The organism is Sphingopyxis sp. 22461 (genome assembly GCF_052044915.1).
GTDB lineage: Bacteria > Pseudomonadota > Alphaproteobacteria > Sphingomonadales > Sphingomonadaceae > Sphingopyxis.
Genome location: NZ_JBQENY010000001.1, coordinates 326,794 through 344,960 on the forward strand (window position 1 = coordinate 326,794; position 18,167 = coordinate 344,960).

The window sequence follows — 18,167 nt, forward strand, 5'->3', positions numbered from 1 at the left end:
CGGATGCAGAATATGACCAAAACCCTGATTTCATGCGCCGTTCTGGCGATCTCCCTTGGCTCCGCACCGGCGTTCGCCGCCGATGCCGGCAATCGCGATCTCGCGTCGGCGCCGCAGACGGTGCCCGACATCTTGTCGTCGAAACAGAAGCAGCTCTACACGCAGGTGCTGACCGCGATCCGCAGCGAGCGCTGGGCGGAAGCCAAATCGCTGCTCGATGGCGCGGACAATGGCCCGCTGGGTGATTTCCTGCGCGCCGAGCTACTCACCGCGGCGAACAGCCCGCGCGCCGAAGTCAGCGACATCATGCCGATCCTTTCGCGATCGCCTTTCCTGCCGCAGGCCGAACAGCTTGGCCGGCTGGCGACGCGGCGCGGTGCAACCGACCTTCCGGCGCTGCCGTCGCAGTCGCGGCTCGCCTGGTCGGGCAGCGCCCCGCGCCGTCTTGGCGCCGATGCGATCAGCGGTGACCCCGCGGCGGCCGCGCTCGCCCGCTCGATTCCGGACCGGATCAAAAATGACGATCCCGCGGGCGCCGAAGCGCTGCTCAACGCCGTCGGCGACCAGCTGAGCCCCGAGGCGCGCAACGAATGGCGGCAGAAGGTCGCCTGGTCCTATTATATCGAGAATGACGACGCCAACGCGCTCCGCCTCGCCAGCGAGTGCAGCGAGGGTCAGGGCGCCTGGTCGACGCAAGGCGCGTGGGTCAAGGGACTCGCTGCGTGGCGCACCCGCGACTATCGGACCGCGCTGACCGCGTTCGACCGCGTCGCGAAGGAGGCGCCCGACAGCGAACTGCGCGCCGCCGCCTATTATTGGGCCGCGCGTGCTGCCGTCGCCGCGGGCGAACCCGCGTCGGTCCAGTCGCGCCTCCGCGCTGCTGCTGCCAACGAGGAGACCTTCTACGGTCTGCTCGCGGTCGAAACGCTGGGCGTCGAAGTGAACCGCCAGCGCGAGAATGTCCGCGCCGACCGCAGCGCCTGGCGCGCACTCGAAGATCTGCCCAATGTCCGCGCCGCAATGGCATTCGCCGAGATTGGTGAGGATAAATATGCCGGGGCGCTGCTCCGCCATCAGGCGCTGATCGGCGACGTGCGGCAGCATGAACAATTGCTCGCGATGGCGGGCGCGCTCAGCTTGCCCGAGACGCAGCTCTATCTTGCACACAACACGCCGCAGGGCCGCAAGCCTGCCGCCCAAGCTCGCTATCCGCAGCCGAAATGGGAGCCGAACGGCGGCTGGCGCGTCGATCCGGCGCTGGTCTTTGCCCACACGCTCCAGGAATCACGCTTCCAACGCGGCGTCGTGAGCCCGGCGGGCGCTACCGGGTTGATGCAGGTGCGCCCCGGCACTGCGCGCGATATCGTGCGTTGGGAAGGCGCAGTCGCGGCACTGGGCGACCTCAAGACGCCCGCGGTGAACATGGATCTCGGCCAGCGTTATCTGCAATATCTCAGCCGCGATCCTGCGACGGGCGGCCAACTGCCCAAGGTTATCGCCGCCTACAACGCCGGTCCCGCGCCCGTCGCGCGTTGGCAGACCGAAATCCGCGATAACGGCGACCCGCTGCTCTACATGGAATCGATCCCCTATTGGGAGACGCGCGGCTATGTCGGCATCGTGCTGCGCAACTACTGGATGTACGAGGCGCAGCAGGGCAAGCCGTCGGTCAGCCGCGCCGCGCTTGCGCAGGGCAAATGGCCGCGCTTCCCCGACGGCAAGGACCGCACGCGCCTGACCTACGCCGGCGGCGGTCTTGCGAATGCCGATTGACGAAAGCCTCGCCTTCAAGCCCGTCCGCATCGCGCTGCTGACGATCTCGGACAGCCGCAGTGCTGCGGATGATCGGTCGGGCGACAAGCTCGAGTTATTGCTGACCGGCGCAGGGCATATTCTTGCCGCGCGCGCGATCATCAAGGACGAGACCGACCTGATCGTCTCGCGCCTCCATAACTGGATCGACGACACGCAGGTCGATGTCGTGATCACCACTGGCGGCACGGGGCTGACAGGACGCGACGTCACGCCCGAGGCGCTGCACCGGCTAGACGGCAAGGACATTCCCGGATTCGGCGAGCTGTTCCGCTGGCTCAGCTATCAGACGATCGGTACTTCGACGATCCAATCGCGCGCCTGCGCCGTCGTCGCGCGCGGCACTTATATCTTCGCGCTCCCCGGTTCGACCGGCGCGGTGACCGACGCGTGGGAAGGCATATTGTCGACGCAGCTCGACAGCCGCCACAAGCCCTGCAATTTTGTCGAACTGATGCCGCGGCTGACCGAGTAACCGTCGCCCCCGCGAAGGCGGGGGCCGCTGGCGACGCAGCGCAAGGCCGATAGCGGCCCCGGCCTTCGCGGGGGTGATGAGAATGTTCTTTATTTGTTCTCACCGGGCGCGTAGTTTGGCCCGATGGAATCGCCCAAACCCCTCCCCCCGATCGCGGGCCGCGGCGCGCCGACCAATTTGCGGCCGACGCGCACCGGATCGGCCGAGCGCGTTCTCGACGGCGACTGGCTCGACGCAGCGGAGGAGATAGACGGCGACGCCCCGCCGCTGCGCACGACGGTCACGGTCGAGCACCCGAAAACGATCATTTCGCGCAACAAATCGCCCGACATCAGCTTCGACCGCTCGATCAATCCCTATCGCGGCTGCGAGCATGGCTGCATCTATTGCTTCGCGCGCCCGACTCATGCGTTTCACGACCTGTCACCGGGGCTCGATTTCGAAAGCAAACTCTTCGCCAAACCCGACGCCGCAAAGCTGCTGCGCGCCGAACTGGCAAAGCGCGGCTATACGCCGGCGCCGCTGGCGATCGGCACCAACACCGACGGCTACCAGCCGATCGAGCGCGACTGGGGCATCACCCGTTCGATCGTCGAAGTTCTTGCCGAAACGCGCCACCCGCTGATCATCACCACCAAGTCCGACCGCGTCCTGCGCGATATCGACCTGCTCGCCGACATGGCGCGCGACAATCTGATTGGGGTCGCGGTGTCGGTGACGACGCTCGACCCTGCCATCGCGCGCACGCTCGAACCCCGCGCACCGCACCCGCGCCGCCGCCTTGCCACGATCCGCAAGCTGATCGATGCGGGCGTGCCGACGCAGGTCAATATCTCGCCGATCATCCCCGCGATCACCGATTATGAGATCGAGGCAATCATGGCTGCCGCAGCCGAAGCCGGGGCAATCCGCGCATCCTATATATTGATGCGCCTGCCCTTCGAGGTCGCGCCCTTGTTCCGCGCATGGCTCGCGGCGCATTATCCCGACCGCGCCGACAAGGTGATGCATATGGTGCAGGACATCCGCGGCGGCCGCGACAATGACCCCGAATTCTTCACGCGCATGCGGGGCCACGGCGTCTGGGCGCAGCTCATCCGCACCCGCGTCAAACGCGCCGCCCGCGAACATGGCATGGACCGGAGCTTTCCGCCCATCCGGAGCGACCTGTTCCGTCCACCTGAACGCGACGGGCAGATGGAGCTGTTCTAGGCGCCCACCAGCGACTTCAGCTTGTAATCCTTATAATCGTCGCGGATCTGGCGTTTCAAAATCTTGCCCGTCGCCGTGTGCGGCAGTTCGTCGACAAAGACGATCTCGTCGGGCAGCCACCATTTGGCGACCTTGTCCTTGAGGTATTCGACGATCGCCGCCTCGCTCACCTCGGACCCCGGCTTTTTGACGATCAACAGGATCGGCCGTTCGTCCCATTTCGGGTGATAGACGCCGACCGCAGCCGCCTCCTGCACCCCGGGCGCACCCACCGCAGCATTTTCCAGCTCGATCGAGCTGATCCACTCCCCGCCCGACTTGATCACATCCTTGGCGCGGTCGGTGATCTGCATGACCCCGTCGGGATGCAGCACCGCGACATCGCCGGTGTCGAACCAGCCGTCGCCATCGGCGGCATCCCCATCGGCCTTGAAATAGCGCTGGATGATCCACGGTCCGCGGCACTGTAGCCGCCCGCTGGTCACTCCGTCGCGCGGCAAATCCTTGTCCTCGTCGTCGACGATGCGCAACTCGACCCCGAACGGCGGGCAGCCCTGGCGGCACACGATGTCGACCTGTTCATCGAAGCTCAGCTCGTCCCAGTTCCACGGCCGCTTGCCCATCGTCCCGATCGGGCTGGTTTCGGTCATCCCCCACGCATGACCGACCGCGATTCCCGCCCGCATGAAGCGTTCGATCATCGCGCGCGGCGCCGCCGATCCGCCGATGATCACGCGTTCGAGCTTGCCGTAACCGATGCCGGTCGCATCCATATGCGCGAACATCGCGATCCACACCGTCGGTACACCGGCGCTGTGGGTGACTCCCTCGTCGTGCATCAGGTCGCACAGCACCTGCGCGTCGTTGGTCGCCGAGAACACCAGCTTGGCCCCGACCGTCGCAGCGGCAAAGGGCACGCCCCAGCTGTTGGCATGGAACATCGGCACGATCGGCAGAATCACGCTGCGGTTCGACAGGCCGAAGACGTCGGGCTGGATCTCGGTGATCGCATGGATGACGTTCGAGCGATGTTCGTAGAGCACGCCCTTGGGATTGCCCGTCGTCCCGCTCGTATAGCAAAGCCCGACCGGATCGCGCTCGTCGAGCTGCACCCATTCGAAGCTGCCGTCCTCGGCGTCGATCAGGTCGCGGTACGAGAGATAGCCTTCGCGAGCCGGGCCATCGAACAGGATGAAATGCTCGACCGTTGGCAACTGCGGGCGCAGCCGCTCGACGATCGGCAGGAACATCGCATCGAACAACAGCACGCGGTCGTCGGCATGGTTGACGATATAGACGAGCTGCTCGTCGAACAGCCGGGGGTTCACCGTATGAAGCACCCCGCCCATCCCCGCGCTGCCGTACCAGCTGACGAGATGATGCCCATGGTTCATCGCCAGCGTCGCGATGCGGTCGCCCTTGTTCATCCCCAACCGCGTCATCGCCGCGGCGAAACGGCGCGCATCCGTCCCGACCTCGCCCCACGTGGTGCGTGTCACGCTGCCATCGGCCCAACGCGACACGATCTCGCGGTTCGCATGTTCGCGCGCGGCATGGTCGATCAGGCTGGTGACCAGCAGCGGCTGGCTCTGCATTCCGGACATCAGGCATTCCTCTCATTTCTTTGCCCTAGGGATAAGGCGAGGAATGCGGTTTACGCAAGCGTCAACGGATCGGTCGGCGCGAAAACTGCGACGCGATCAGCCGGGAAGCCCGCCGATCTTTGGAACCGTTTCCAGATCGGCGTCCCATCCGGCGCGGCTGTCACAACAGATATGCGCGGTCGGCCGGATATCGATCGCGCTGTCGATGCTTCCGGCCGGGACGACGAGCATCGCTCCCTTCATCACTTCGCGCGGCAGTCCCGACCCGCAATCGGTGCAAAAGTCTCTTTGATGGCGGGTCGCGGGAAGGTGATAGGATTTCACCTTGTCCTCTCCCGACAACCAGCTGAGCTTTGCCGTTGCGGAGAACAGGTTTGCGCCATGCGCCGACCCGCTACCCTTGCGGCATCGCGAGCAATGGCAAAGATAGAAGGCGTGAAATTCGCCGACAATCTCGAAACTGACCGCACCGCAAAGACATGCGCCGGCAATCGTTCGGGTCATTCCGTACCTCCTGTTTCATGCTGGATAGTTACCGAAGGAGCGCGGCGACCGTGGATCGCTAACGCGCCCGAAAATCCTTGGGAGTGAACAGCGACAGCGTCACGTCGCTGACACCCGCGACCGTTTCGAACCGCGAGACGAGATCAGGACCCAGCGCGAAACCGCGGCCGAGGTTGATGCGAAGTTCGTCGCCGGTGTCGGGATCCTCGGTCAGAACGAACACGCGGCCGCGCGCATCGTCGCGCCGCTCGAGCAGGCGCGCCATCTCCGCGATCGCATCGGGCAATGCGACGCGGCATGTCAGTTCCAGCGCCGCGGTCGCCGCCATTTCGGCCAGCGGCTGCGCGCCGCGTACCGTGACGCGCGGCGTTTCTTCGCCCTCGAGCAGGTCGAGCTCGACCGACAGGATCGCGCAGCCGCCGTCGGCCGCGAGTGCTTCCAATATCTTGCCGGCCTGTTCGTCGAAACAACTCGACTGGAATTGCCCGCTGCGGTCGGAAAGCGTCAGGTTGAGGAAACGATTGCCGCGCTGCGACACGCGCGGCCGCGCGCTTTCGACCATGCCCGCCATCGTCATCGGAATGCGCGTACCCGGCGTCATTTCGACATTGGCGCAGATGTCGCCATAGGACCGCGCGCCGCGCGCCGCGACGATGGCCTCATATTGCTCGACTGGATGCGACGAGAAATAGAAGCCGAAGGCGTCCTTCTCGCGCGTCATGCGTTCAGCGAGCGTCCACGGCTCGGCGGCGGGCAGCTGCAACGCCGGGGCGATCGCGATATCGCCGCCGAACAGGCCGCCCTGCCCGGTCGAGCGTTCGTGCGCCGAACTGTTCGCGCAGGCGAGCAGGCTTTCGGCGCCGGCAAAGGCGCGTGGACGGTCGGGCTCGACAGGATCGAACGCCCCTGCGCCCGCCAGCGCTTCGATCTGGCGCCGGTTGAGCAGCTTGGGATCGATGCGGCTCGCGAAATCGTCGAGCGATGCAAAATCGCCCTTGGCACGCTCGGCGACGAGTGCCTCCATCGCCTTTTCGCCGACACCCTTGAGCGCGCCGAGCGCGTAACGGACCGTCAGCCCATCGTCGTTGCGGCCGACCGAGAAATCGGCTTCGCTGTCGTTGACCGACGGCGGCGCGATTCCGACGTCGAGGCGCCGCATATCGTCGATGAAGATCGACAATTTGTCGGTCTGGTGGCTATCGAACGACATCGATGCCGCGAAGAATTCGTGCGGATAATGCGCCTTCAGCCACGCGGTCTGGTACGACAGCAGCGCATAGGCGGCGGCGTGGCTCTTGTTGAAACCATAGCCCGCGAACTTGTCGATCAAGTCGAACAGCTCGTTCGCCGCCTTGGGAGCGATCTGGTTATGCTCGCCGCAGCCCTTCACAAAGGTCTCGCGCTGCGCGTCCATTTCGGCCTGGACCTTCTTGCCCATCGCGCGGCGCAGCAGGTCGGCGCCGCCGAGACTGTAGCCCGCCAGGATCTGCGCCGCCTGCATCACCTGTTCCTGATAGACGAAAATGCCATAGGTTTCGGCAAGGATGCCTTCGAGCAGCGGGTGCGGATAGGCGATCGCCTCGCGCCCGTTCTTACGCGCGCCGAACAGCGGGATATTGTCCATCGGACCAGGACGGTAGAGCGCGACGAGCGCGATGATGTCGCCGAAATTGGTCGGTTTCACCGCCGACAGCGTGCGCCGCATGCCTTCGGATTCCAGCTGGAACACCCCGACCGTCTCGCCGCGCTGGAGCAGCTCGTAAACCGCGGTATCGTCCCACGCCAGCGTGTCGAGATCGACGTCGATCCCGCGCAGCGCGAGCAGGCGTCGCGCCTCCTTGAGCACCGACAAAGTCTTGAGCCCGAGGAAGTCGAATTTTACCAGCCCCGCGCTCTCGACATATTTCATGTCGAACTGTGTCACCGGCATGTCCGAACGCGGATCGCGATAGAGCGGGACGAGCTGGTCGAGCGGGCGGTCGCCGATCACCACACCCGCGGCATGGGTAGAGCTGTGCCGCGGCAGGCCTTCCAATTGGCGCGCCATATCGAACAGGCGCCGCACCCCGTCGTCCTGCTTATATTCGGTCATCAGCTCGGCGACGCCGTTCAGCGCGCGTTCGAGCGTCCACGGGTCGGTCGGATGGTTCGGCACCAGCTTCGCGAGCCGGTCGACCTGGCCATAGCTCATCTGGAGCACGCGCCCGGTGTCCTTGAGCACCGCGCGCGCCTTCAGCTTACCGAAGGTGATGATCTGCGCCACCGTGTCCCGGCCATATTTCTCCTGCACATAGCGGATCACTTCGCCCCGCCGCGTTTCGCAGAAGTCGATGTCGAAGTCGGGCATCGACACGCGTTCGGGATTGAGGAAGCGTTCGAACAGCAGGCCGAGCTTCAGTGGATCGAGGTCGGTGATCGTCAGCGCCCAGGCGACGACGCTGCCCGCGCCCGAGCCGCGCCCGGGACCCACCGGAATGTCGTGATTTTTCGCCCATTTGATGAAGTCGGCAACGATCAGGAAGTAGCCGGGGAAGCCCATTTGGACGATGACGCCAACCTCGAAATCGAGCCGTGCGATATAGGCGTTTCGTTCGTCTTCGCCGAGGTCGGGATAGAGCGCGAGCCGTGCCTCCAGCCCCGCGCGCGCATCCTGTGCAAGCTGCGCCGCCTCGCCCTCGCGGTCGCCCGCGAGGCTTGGCAGGATCGGCGCGCGCTTCGGCGCCATGAACGCGCAGCGCTGCGCGACGACCAAACTGTTGCGGATTGCCTCGGGCAGGTCCGAGAAGGCGTCTTCCATCGCTTCGGCGGGTTTCAGCCAGGCTTCGGGGCTCGAAACGCGCCGGTCCTCGCTCTCGACATAGGCCGACTGCGCGATACACAGCATCGCGTCGTGCGCGGGATGGAAGTTCGGTTCGACGAAATTCGCCGGGTTCGTCGCAACGATCGGCAGCGCGCGCGCATAGGCCAGATCGATCAGCGCCGCTTCGGCCGCGACCTCGGTTGCGTCGCCGCGCCGCGACAATTCGATATAGAGCCGCCCGCCGAACAGCGCTTCCAATTGCTCGACATAATCCTCGGCCGCGCTCTTCTGCTCGCCCGCGAGCAATCGCGCGAGCGCACCCTCGCCGCCGCCGGTGAGGCAGATCAGCCCGTCGGTCCTGCCCGCGATGTCGGACAGCAGCACATGCGGGTCCTGCTCGACCGGACGGCCGAGATGCGCCGCCGACACGAGCGCGCATAGATTGTCATATCCGGCATTGTCCTGCGCATAGAGCGCGAGCCAGTCGATGATCGGAGCGCCGTTCGCGAGGCGCTGTCCGGGGCGTGCGACGCTCAGCAGCGTGCCGACGATCGGCTGCACCCCCGCCGCCTTGCACGCCTCGCCAAATGCCATGACGCCGTAAAGCCCGTTGCGATCGGCGACCGCGATCGCCGGAAACCCGCGTTCGCGGGCCGCCTTGGCGATCAACTTGGGCTCGATCGCCCCTTCGAGCATCGTGTAGCTGGAAAAGACGCGAAGGGGGACAAAGGGGCTGAAGGCCATCGGATGACGCTACAGTGACAGCACCGATTCTGCCAAGGGTTAACCCAGCAGTTCCTCAATCTCTTTGCGCAATTGTTCGGGCTTCGTCGTCGGCGCGTGGCGCGACACCGTCTTGCCATCGCGACCAACCAGGAATTTGGTGAAATTCCACTTGATCCCGCTGCCGAGGAGACCGGTCTTTTCCTTCTTCAGATGCTTGAAGATCGGATCGGCGTCGTCGCCATTGACGTCAATCTTGGCCATCAAAGGAAAGCTGACATCATAGGTCAGCGAACAGAAATTCGCGATTTCCGCCGCATCGCCGGGCTCCTGCGCGCCGAACTGGTTGCACGGAAAGGCAAGGATCTCGAGCCCGCGGTCCTTATAGTCGCGGTAGAGCTCTTCCAGCCCCTCATATTGCGGGGTGAAGCCGCATTTCGACGCGGTGTTGACGATCAGCAGCACCTTGCCGCGATAGTCCGCCAGCGATTGCGTGCCGCCGCCGGGCAGCTTCGCCGAAAGATCGTATAATGCCATAGTCCGTCCCCTTCTGACCAATCCGTTCGTGTCGAGCGAAGTCGAGACACCCCTCAGTTTGGCGCTTGATCGATGGGCATCTCGACTTCGCTCGATGCGAACGGAAACTGGGTCTGTAATAGCTCTGGCGAGCCTACGCCTCGATCCGCCCATCGTGCAAGCGCAGCACGCGGTCCATCCGCGCCGCGAGCCGCTCGTTGTGCGTCGCGACCAGCGCCGCCGAGCCATGGTCGCGCACGAGCTTGACGAACTGGTCGAACACGCGATCGGCCGTCGCCTCGTCGAGATTGCCCGTCGGTTCGTCGGCGAGCACCAGCAGGGGCCGGTTGGCCAGCGCGCGCGCCACCGCGACGCGCTGCTGCTCGCCGCCCGACAGCTTGCTTGGTTTGTGCTGCAAGCGCTCGCCCAGTCCCAGCCGCCCGAGCAAGTCGGCCGCGCGTTCCTCGGCCTCGGCCTGCCCCGCCCCGCGGATCAGCTGCGGCAGGATCACATTCTCGATCGCGTTGAAATCGGGGAGCAGGTGATGGAATTGATAGACGAAGCCGATCTTCTCGCGCCGCGTCTTCGTTCGCTCGCCCTGATCGTATCGCGTCACGTCATGGCCATCGATGCTGATCGTCCCGTCGAACCCGCCTTCGAGCAGGCCCACGGCCTGCAGCATCGTTGACTTGCCCGACCCCGACGGCCCGAGCAGCGCGACGATTTCGCCGCGTTTCAGATGGGCATCGACCCCGCGCAGCACGTCGATGGTGACGTCGCCCTGCGTGAAGCTGCGCTTCAGTGCGTGAAGCTCCAGAACCTTGTCACTCATAACGCAGCACCTGCACGGGGTCGGTATTGGCGGCTTTATATGCAGGATAGAGCGTCGCGAGGAAGCTGAAGACGATCACCATGATGACGATCGCTGTAATCTCGAACGGATCGGGCTTCGACGGCAGTTCGGTAAGGAAACGGATCGACGGATCCCACAGCGGCTGGCCGGTCAGGAACTCGACCCCGCGCAGCACGCCCTGGCGGAAATAGAGCAGCGAGAAACCGACGATCATCCCGGCGATCGTTCCCGCAACACCGATCGAAAGCCCTATCGCCATGAAGATACGCATCACCGCGTCGCGCGGCGCGCCCATCGTGCGCAATATCGCCATGTCACGCGTCTTTGCGCGCACGAGCATGATCAGCGACGAGACGATGTTGAATGCGGCGACGAGGATGATCAGCGACAGGATCACGAACATCGCGACGCGCTCGATCGACAGCGCCTCGAACAGGCTCGCGTTCATCGAACGCCAGTCGGACACGACCGCCTGCGCCGCGACCTTTTCGGCGAGCGGCCGCAATATTTCGCCGACCTTGTCGGGATCGCTGGTCTTCACCTCGATCATGCCGACCTGGTCGCCGGTTAGCAGAAGCAATTGGGCATCTTCCATCGGCATGACGACATAGGCCTTGTCGAAATCATAGACGCCGATCTCGAAAATCGCGGTAATCCGATAGCTGATCTCGCGTGGCACGGTGCCGAAAGGGGTCGAGCGCCCTTGCGGATTGATGATCGTCAGGTTCGATCCAACCGTCGCGCCCAGATTGCGCGCCAGTTCGCTGCCGATTGCGATATTGCCCGAACCGGGGGTCAGCGTATCGAGACTGCCTTGCAGCACCTTACCATTCAGTGTTTCGTTGTTGCGGATGTCGGGCACCAGCATGCCGCGCACCAATATCCCTTCGACGCGCCCGCTGAAGCTTCCGAGCAGGGGCTGCTCGATCAGCGGCGTCGCCGAAACGACGCCGGGCGTCGCTTTTGCCTGCTTCAGCACGTCCTGCCAGTCGTCGAGCCGCCCGCCAAAGCCCTGCACGACCGCATGGCCGTTGAGGCCGACGATCTTGTCGAACAGGTCGCTGCGCACGCCGTTCATCACGCTCATCACGATCACCAGCGCTGCGACGCCGAGCATGACGGCTGTGAAGCTGAACGCCGCCGCGACGAAGATGAACCCTTCGCCGCGCTGCGGAAGCATATAGCGTTTGAAGATGGTGCGTTCGTACGGACGCAGGATCATGGAGCGATGTGCCTTTGCGGCGCATGAGGAATGACACGCATAGCGCCGCTTTAGGCAGCCCTGCCACCGCTGGCAATGGTCGCCGGCATGGCGTCAAACCGCAAATGATTTGCTGAATGTGTTGCCGATAGGTCACAGCGCCCGGCAAAAGCAGGACCAACTGCCCGTCAGAGAGTGACAAAGCCCCCCCGCGGACCTACCCACGCTGCTTCTGGTTCAACGCGGCCCAAAGGCCCGGCTCCAGGGAGTGCAGGCCTTTCGCCAGGCCTGCAACAAAGGGGGATGGCGAGTGTTCGTCACAGGCGCCCGGGTTTCGCAAAGCGAGGCCCGGGCGTTGTGATTCAGGGCCGATCATAACGAGCTCCAACATCGTCATTCCCGCGAAAGCGGGAACCCAGTTGTGACGCTGGCTCGCTAGGTTCCCGCTTTCGCGGGAATGACGAGCTTTTGTTACCCCTCGCTCTCGCTAATATCCTCGAGCATATCGGCATCGAGCACGCGCACGCGCCCCTGCTCGAGCGAAATCACCCCCGATTCCTCCCAGCTCTTGAGCTGGCGGTTGATATGCTCGCGGCTCATCCCGGCAAAATTGCCGAGTTCGGTCTGGCTGAGTTCGACGCGCTGCGATGCCTCGACATCCTTGCGAATCAGGCGCTTGAGGTAACGCGCAAGCCGCGGTCCCGACGCGTAAGCACGGTCGCTTTCGATCGTCTGATCGGCAGTGCGCAGGCGCCGTGCGAGCTGCTGCATCAGCGACCAGGCGAATTCGGGATGGCTGGCGGCGAAATCCTTGAGCGCATTGCGGCCAAGCTGGAGCGCGCTTCCCGCGCTCGTCGCGGTCACCGATGCGGTGCGCTCGCCGCCGTCGAGCAGCGCGATCTCGCCCAGTATCGCGCCGGGTTCGGCATAGGCGAGCACGATTTCGCGCCCGCCCGAGGTCAGCATCGACACACGCGCGGTGCCTTCGGTCAGGATCAGCATCATGTCGCCCGGGTCGCCCTGGACGAGCAATTCCTTGCCCTTGACGAAATTGACCTGCACCGCGCGGCTGGCGATTTCGGCCCAATCTTCGACCGAGAGCCCGGAAAAGATGCTGTCGGGGCCCTGCAACTCGGCGAGTCTCGCGTGATCCATGCCCCTACACCCCTTTTTCCCGGCGCTAGACCAGCCGGCTCTGCTTCACCGCCGCTTCGATGAAACCCGCGAACAAGGGATGCGGATCGAACGGCTTCGACTTGAGTTCCGGATGGAACTGCACCCCGATAAACCACGGATGGTCCGGGCGCTCAACGATTTCCGGCAGCATGCCGTCGGGCGACATGCCCGAAAAGACGAGACCGCCCTTCTCCAGGCTTTCGCGATAGGCGTTATTGACCTCGTAGCGGTGGCGATGGCGCTCGCTGATGTCGTTCGCGCCATATACGCTCGCGACATGGCTGTTCGGCGACAGTTTCGCCTCATAGGCGCCAAGGCGCATCGTGCCGCCCAGATCGGTGTCGGCGCCGCGCTTCTGCAAGCCTTCGTCGCTCATCCATTCGGTGATCATCCCGACGACGGGCTCGTCGGTCGGGCCGAATTCGGTGCTCGACGCGTCGGCGATGCCGCTCGTGTTTCGCGCGCCCTCGATGCACGCCATCTGCATGCCGAGGCAGATGCCGAAGAAGGGCACATTGCGTTCGCGCGCGAAGCGGACGCTCGAAATCTTGCCTTCGGACCCGCGTTCGCCGAAGCCGCCCGGGACGAGAATGCCGTGCATCGGTTCGAGATTGGCGGCGAGATCCTCGTCGCGCTCGAACATTTCGGCGTCGAGCCAGCGGATGTTGACCTTGACGCGGTGCGCCATGCCACCGTGGACCAGTGCTTCGTTGAGCGACTTATACGCGTCGGGCAGCGACACATATTTGCCGACGACGCCGATCGTGACTTCGCCTTCGGGGTGCTGCTTGCGGTCCATGATGTCGTACCAGCGCGACAGATCGGGCGCGGGCGCGTCGTGGATGCCGAACGCGCGCAAAACCTCTGTGTCCAGCCCTTCGCCATGGTACTGGACCGGGACCGAATAGATGCTGTCGGCGTCGAGCGCCGGGATCACCGCTTCCTTGCGGACGTTGCAGAAGAGCGCGATTTTCGCGCGTTCGCTTTCGGGCAGCGGCTTTTCGCAGCGACAGAGCAGGATGTCGGGCTGGACGCCCAGCGACGCGAGTTCGCGCACGCTGTGCTGCGTCGGCTTGGTTTTCAGTTCGCCCGCGGCCGCGATGTACGGCACCAGCGTGACATGGACCGAGATCGCGTTTTCGCGTCCCTCTTCATTCTTGAGCTGGCGGATCGCCTCGATGAAGGGCAGCGATTCGATATCGCCGACCGTCCCGCCGATCTCGCACAGCACGAAATCGAGGTCGTCGATCTCGGCGCGCGCAAATTCCTTGATCGCGTCGGTGACGTGCGGAACGACCTGCACCGTCGCGCCCAGATAGTCGCCGCGGCGCTCCTTGGCGATGATGCCCTGATAGATGCGGCCCGAGGTGACATTGTCGCTCTGCCGCGCGGCAACGCCGGTAAAGCGTTCATAATGCCCCAGATCGAGGTCGGTTTCGGCGCCGTCGTCGGTCACATAGACCTCGCCGTGCTGATAGGGCGACATCGTGCCGGGATCGACGTTCAGATAGGGATCGAATTTCCGGATACGGACGCGATAGCCGCGCGCTTGCAACAAGGCGGCGAGGCTAGCCGCCATCAAACCTTTGCCAAGCGAGGAGACCACGCCGCCGGTGATAAAAATGAACCGCGCCATGGGAGGAAAGACTTACTCAACGGGAGGGGGACGGCGCAAGCCGTCGAATCGCATCCGGCGGAAATATTTTCCGCCGGGCGGGTTACAGGTGGAGGCCGAAGCCGCCGGTTATTTCTTGGCGGGTGGTGCCTGCGCCGGTGCCGGTGCGGCTTCCTGGCTCGATGCCGCTGCAGCTGCGGCCGCCAGCGGATCGTCACTCGCAACCGCGGGCGCCGTTCCAGCGGGTGCAGGCTGCGCCGGAGCGGTCAGTGACGAAGCCGGAGCCGCGCCGCTCGTCTGCGCCGTTTTCGACAGCGAGGTGTCGATCGTCGAGCCGCTGCGACCAACCGAGGCCATCGCCGCCAGCACGATCGACAGCGCGACAAAGGCCGTCGCGAGGACCGTCGTCGCACGGGTCATGAAATCCGCCGCACCGCGCGCCGAAAGCAGGCCCGCGGGGCTGCCGCCGACGCCCAGACCGCCACCTTCCGACTTCTGCATCAAAATGACGCCGATCATCACCGCAGCGACGAGCGCCTGCAGGACGAGGATGAAGGTGAAGAGACTGGACATCAAATTTTTCCCGAACTTGCGCGGCCTCAAACGGACCGCGCCCGCGGCGCACATAGAGACGAAGCGGCTTCGCTTCAAGCCACCTTCCTAAGATCCTCCCTGCGGCGAAGCCGTGGGGAGGTGGCAGCGCGAAGCGCTGACGGAGGGGCTATAACGCTGCCCCTCCACCATCCGCTACGCGGACGGTCCCCCTCCCCACCGCTTCGCGGCAGGGAGGACCAGGGTCAACCCAACCCCGCCGCCGCCGCCACAATCGGCACGAACTTGGCGGCGGTCAGGCTCGCGCCACCAACCAGCGCCCCATCGACATCACCGGCACCGAGCAATTCGGCGGCGTTCTCGCCATTGACCGACCCGCCGTAAAGAATGCGCATATCCTCCGCCGCACCGCCGAACCGCGCCGCGAGCGCGCCGCGGATCGCGCCGTGCATCGCCGCGACATCGGCGACCGTCGGCACAAGCCCGGTCCCGATCGCCCAGATCGGTTCATAAGCGATGGCCAGCCGGTGCGGATCGAAGCTTTCCGGCACCGATCCAGCGATCTGCGCGAGGACATAGTCGATCGCGCCGCCCGATTCGCGGACCTCGCGCGGTTCGCCGACGCACAGGATGACCGACAAGCCGGCGGCAAGGCCGGCTTCGGCCTTGGCGCGCACATCGTCGTCGCTCTCGGCGAAACCTTCGCGGCGCTCACTATGCCCGACGATCACAACGCTCGCGCCGATGTCGGCGAGCATCTCCGCCGCGACCGATCCGGTGAAGGCGCCTGACGTAGCACTGTGGCAATCCTGTCCGCCGACCGCCTTGCCCGGCACAGCGGCGACCATGGCGCCGATCAGCGTGAAGGGCGGGCAGATCGCTACATCGACGACGGCATGCTCGTCCGCCGCGGCGAAGATCGCCTGCGCTTCGCCGATTGCCGCCGAAAGCCCGTTCATCTTCCAGTTGCCGACCACATATTTGCGCCGCGTCATTTGTCTGCGTCTCCCTCTATTCGAACCTTGCCCTCGCCCTAGCGGCGCATAGGCGCGATAGGCAAGCCGCGTCGCGCACAGGCGATAAAGCCCCTTTCCGGCCTTGATGCGGCCCCGCCTCCCGCCTAAAGCAGCGCGCAATCGCGCGTGACCCGCGCCCTGCCGGAAAGAATGCCCGCTCCATGATTACCGCTATCCGCGCCATGTTTGCCTCGACGATCGGCAAATTCCTTGCCCTCGGCTTCGTCGTCCTCGTCGGCCTCGCCTTCGCGCTGGGCGATGTGACGGGCAATTCGAGTTTCGGCGGGCTCGGCGGCGCCAACGTCGCCAAGGTCGGCAGCGAACAGATCGGCGTCGGCGAACTGCGCGACCGGGCACGTCAGGCTTATGACCAGGCGCGGCAGCGCCAGCCGGGGCTGACGATGGCGGCTTTCGTCGAAGGCGGCGGGCTCGACCAGGTGCTCGATCAACTCGTCGAAGGCAGCGCGTTCGACCAGTTCGCAACCGGCATGGGGTTCAGCGTCAGCAAGCGGCTGATCGACGGGCGCATCGCCGATCTGCCCGCCTTTGCCGGCGTGTCGGGCAAGTTCGACCAGAAGGTCTTCGAGAATTTCCTGCGCCAGAACGGCCTCACCGAAACCCAGCTTCGCCGCGACCTGCGCCAGCAGCTCCTGATCGAGCAGCTCGCCGCGCCGATCGCCATGATGCCGCGGATCGCGCCGGGCATGGCGCAGCCCTACGCCGCGCTTTTGATGGAACAGCGCCGCGGACAGGCGACCTTCATTCCGGCGAGTCCCTTTGCGCCGACCGCCGATCCCGGCGACGCCGCGCTGAAGACATATCTGTCGCAGAACAAGGCCAAGTTCACCGTCCCCGAACGCCGCGTGGTCCAGTATGCGCTGTTCGATCGCGCCGCGGTGCCGGTTCCCGCGGTCACCGACGCCGAAATCGCCAAGGTCTATAAGGACAATGCCGCGCAATATGCCGCGAGCGAGACGCGCCGCTTTGCGCAGGTGATCGTGCCCGATCAGGCGGCGGCGACCGCGCTGGCCGCCAAGGTTCGCGGCGGCACCCCGCTCGCTGCCGCGGCGCAGGCCGCGGGCCTCTCGGCTTCGACCACCGGCGACCTCACCCAGTCGGCCTATGCCGCAACGAGCAGCGCCGCGGCGGCCAAGGCTGCCTTCGCCGCCAAGCCCGGCGACCTGATCGGCCCGACGCAGACCGGCCTCGGCTGGACCGTCGCGCGCGTCGAGGATGTGACCGCGAAGCCCGCGCGCAGCCTCGCCGACGCCAGCGCCGAGATTCGCACCGAACTTGCCAAGAACAAGGCGAACGAGGCGATCGTCGATTATTATAACGCGATCCAGGATGCCGTGAACGGCGGCGCGTCGGTCGAGGAAATCGCCGCCGACCGCAAGCTCCAGTTGGTCGAAACGCCCGCGATCCTGCCCAGCGGCCGCGCCCCCGCCCAGCCCGCTTTCGTCCCCGCGCCCGAACTGGCGCCGCTCGTCGCGCAGGCTTTCCAGGCCGCCGGCGAAGGTGAAGGCCATATCGCGACGCTCGTCGAGAACGAGAAATTCGCGGTCTATGCGGTGAAGTCGATCACCGCCGCCGCGCCGCCGCCGTTCGCGCAGATCCGCGCCGACCTGCTCAGCGAATGGCGTTTTGCCGAGGGGCAGAAGGTTGCCCGCGGCAAGGCGCGCGCGATCGTCAAGGCGGTCGAAGCCGGCAAGAGCCTGAACGAAGCCGTCGTCGCCGCCGGCCCCAACATCGGCAATGTCCAGACGATCGGTGGTCGCCGTGCCGAACTCGGTGCTGGCGGCAAGCCCGTTCCGCCCGAACTCGCCCTGCTCTTCTCGATGGCGAAGAACAGCGTCAAGACGCTCGAAATCCCCGGCAACCGCGGCTGGATGGTAATCGCGCTCAACGACGTTCAGCGGCCCGATCCGAAGTCGATCGAACCCGCACGCGTCGCCGCGATCGCGCAGCCGCTCGCACCCGCCTTCGGCAACGAGCTGATCGAGCAGCTCGCCGCCGAAGCCAAGCGCCGCGTCGGCGTGACGATCAACAAGGATCTCGTGAACCAGCTGCGTGCCGAGCTGACCGGCACCGCGCCGGTCTCCGAATAA

Annotated in this window: 14 protein-coding genes; 4 read left to right on the plus strand and 10 right to left on the minus strand. The window is 65.1% G+C overall.

The features are described 5' to 3' along the window. The first annotated feature begins 12 nt into the window (after positions 1-12). The 3 genes from ACTJI5_RS01575 (at position 13) to ACTJI5_RS01585 (ending at position 3,499) form a co-directional block, all read left to right on the plus strand. Positions 13-1,773, plus strand: a complete 1,761-nt coding sequence (locus ACTJI5_RS01575; protein WP_058538620.1) for a lytic transglycosylase domain-containing protein — start codon at positions 13-15, stop codon at positions 1,771-1,773. Continuing rightward, positions 1,763-2,287, plus strand: a complete 525-nt coding sequence (gene moaB / locus ACTJI5_RS01580; protein WP_058538508.1) for a molybdenum cofactor biosynthesis protein B — start codon at positions 1,763-1,765, stop codon at positions 2,285-2,287. Before ACTJI5_RS01575 ends, moaB begins: the two co-directional genes overlap by 11 nt. 123 nt (positions 2,288-2,410) lie before the next feature. Continuing rightward, positions 2,411-3,499, plus strand: a complete 1,089-nt coding sequence (locus ACTJI5_RS01585) for a PA0069 family radical SAM protein (RefSeq protein WP_440859174.1) — start codon at positions 2,411-2,413, stop codon at positions 3,497-3,499. Here ACTJI5_RS01585 and ACTJI5_RS01590 read toward each other — a convergent pair. The 10 genes from ACTJI5_RS01590 to tpiA all read right to left on the minus strand — a co-directional run bounded on the left by ACTJI5_RS01590 (position 3,496) and on the right by tpiA (position 16,038). Next, on the minus strand, positions 3,496-5,094 hold the full coding sequence (locus tag ACTJI5_RS01590; RefSeq protein ID WP_440859281.1) for a long-chain fatty acid--CoA ligase: 1,599 nt from the start codon (positions 5,092-5,094) through the stop codon (positions 3,496-3,498). The genes ACTJI5_RS01585 and ACTJI5_RS01590 overlap by 4 nt on opposite strands. 105 nt (positions 5,095-5,199) lie before the next feature. Then, positions 5,200-5,607, minus strand: a complete 408-nt coding sequence (locus tag ACTJI5_RS01595; RefSeq protein WP_439512356.1) for a GFA family protein — start codon at positions 5,605-5,607, stop codon at positions 5,200-5,202. A 58-nt stretch (positions 5,608-5,665) separates the two neighbouring features. Beyond that, positions 5,666-9,151, minus strand: a complete 3,486-nt coding sequence (gene dnaE, locus ACTJI5_RS01600; RefSeq protein WP_440859175.1) for a DNA polymerase III subunit alpha — start codon at positions 9,149-9,151, stop codon at positions 5,666-5,668. A gap of 39 nt (positions 9,152-9,190) precedes the next feature. Beyond that, entirely contained in the window at positions 9,191-9,667 is a 477-nt protein-coding gene (locus ACTJI5_RS01605) for a glutathione peroxidase (RefSeq protein WP_058538503.1), read from the minus strand. A 133-nt stretch (positions 9,668-9,800) separates the two neighbouring features. After that, complete coding sequence (locus tag ACTJI5_RS01610; protein WP_310253651.1) at positions 9,801-10,478, minus strand: ABC transporter ATP-binding protein; 678 nt, start codon at positions 10,476-10,478, stop codon at positions 9,801-9,803. Continuing rightward, entirely contained in the window at positions 10,471-11,721 is a 1,251-nt protein-coding gene (locus ACTJI5_RS01615; RefSeq protein ID WP_137888314.1) for a lipoprotein-releasing ABC transporter permease subunit, read from the minus strand. Before ACTJI5_RS01615 ends, ACTJI5_RS01610 begins: the two co-directional genes overlap by 8 nt. Positions 11,722-12,171: 450 nt before the next feature. Then, positions 12,172-12,855, minus strand: coding sequence for a Crp/Fnr family transcriptional regulator (locus ACTJI5_RS01620; protein ID WP_037515365.1), 684 nt, complete (start codon positions 12,853-12,855; stop codon positions 12,172-12,174). Between the two features lie 25 nt (positions 12,856-12,880). After that, a complete protein-coding gene (locus ACTJI5_RS01625; protein WP_058538500.1) occupies positions 12,881-14,512 on the minus strand; it encodes a CTP synthase in 1,632 nt (543 codons plus the stop codon). Between the two features lie 108 nt (positions 14,513-14,620). Then, positions 14,621-15,064 carry a preprotein translocase subunit SecG gene (secG, locus tag ACTJI5_RS01630; RefSeq protein ID WP_440859176.1) on the minus strand — a complete coding sequence of 148 codons (444 nt, stop codon included), beginning with the start codon at positions 15,062-15,064 and terminating at the stop codon, positions 14,621-14,623. Positions 15,065-15,288: 224 nt separating this feature from the next. After that, positions 15,289-16,038, minus strand: coding sequence for a triose-phosphate isomerase (gene tpiA / locus ACTJI5_RS01635; RefSeq protein ID WP_440859177.1), 750 nt, complete (start codon positions 16,036-16,038; stop codon positions 15,289-15,291). A 182-nt stretch (positions 16,039-16,220) separates the two neighbouring features. Between tpiA and ACTJI5_RS01640 the strand changes: the two genes are divergently transcribed. Then, positions 16,221-18,167, plus strand: coding sequence for a SurA N-terminal domain-containing protein (locus ACTJI5_RS01640; protein ID WP_440859178.1), 1,947 nt, complete (start codon positions 16,221-16,223; stop codon positions 18,165-18,167).

Bases quoted from the DNA above. Each gene is read 5' to 3' on its own strand.
- ACTJI5_RS01575 (WP_058538620.1), top strand. From the start codon at position 13: ATGACCAAAACCCTGATTTCATGCGCCGTTCTGGCGATCTCCCTTGGC.
- moaB (WP_058538508.1), top strand. From the start codon at position 1,763: ATGCCGATTGACGAAAGCCTCGCCTTCAAGCCCGTCCGCATCGCGCTG.
- ACTJI5_RS01585 (WP_440859174.1), top strand. From the start codon at position 2,411: ATGGAATCGCCCAAACCCCTCCCCCCGATCGCGGGCCGCGGCGCGCCG.
- ACTJI5_RS01590 (WP_440859281.1), bottom strand. From the start codon at position 5,094: ATGCAGAGCCAGCCGCTGCTGGTCACCAGCCTGATCGACCATGCCGCG.
- ACTJI5_RS01595 (WP_439512356.1), bottom strand. From the start codon at position 5,607: ATGACCCGAACGATTGCCGGCGCATGTCTTTGCGGTGCGGTCAGTTTC.
- dnaE (WP_440859175.1), bottom strand. From the start codon at position 9,151: ATGGCCTTCAGCCCCTTTGTCCCCCTTCGCGTCTTTTCCAGCTACACG.
- ACTJI5_RS01605 (WP_058538503.1), bottom strand. From the start codon at position 9,667: ATGGCATTATACGATCTTTCGGCGAAGCTGCCCGGCGGCGGCACGCAA.
- ACTJI5_RS01610 (WP_310253651.1), bottom strand. From the start codon at position 10,478: ATGAGTGACAAGGTTCTGGAGCTTCACGCACTGAAGCGCAGCTTCACG.
- ACTJI5_RS01615 (WP_137888314.1), bottom strand. From the start codon at position 11,721: ATGATCCTGCGTCCGTACGAACGCACCATCTTCAAACGCTATATGCTT.
- ACTJI5_RS01620 (WP_037515365.1), bottom strand. From the start codon at position 12,855: ATGGATCACGCGAGACTCGCCGAGTTGCAGGGCCCCGACAGCATCTTT.
- ACTJI5_RS01625 (WP_058538500.1), bottom strand. From the start codon at position 14,512: ATGGCGCGGTTCATTTTTATCACCGGCGGCGTGGTCTCCTCGCTTGGC.
- secG (WP_440859176.1), bottom strand. From the start codon at position 15,064: ATGTCCAGTCTCTTCACCTTCATCCTCGTCCTGCAGGCGCTCGTCGCT.
- tpiA (WP_440859177.1), bottom strand. From the start codon at position 16,038: ATGACGCGGCGCAAATATGTGGTCGGCAACTGGAAGATGAACGGGCTT.
- ACTJI5_RS01640 (WP_440859178.1), top strand. From the start codon at position 16,221: ATGATTACCGCTATCCGCGCCATGTTTGCCTCGACGATCGGCAAATTC.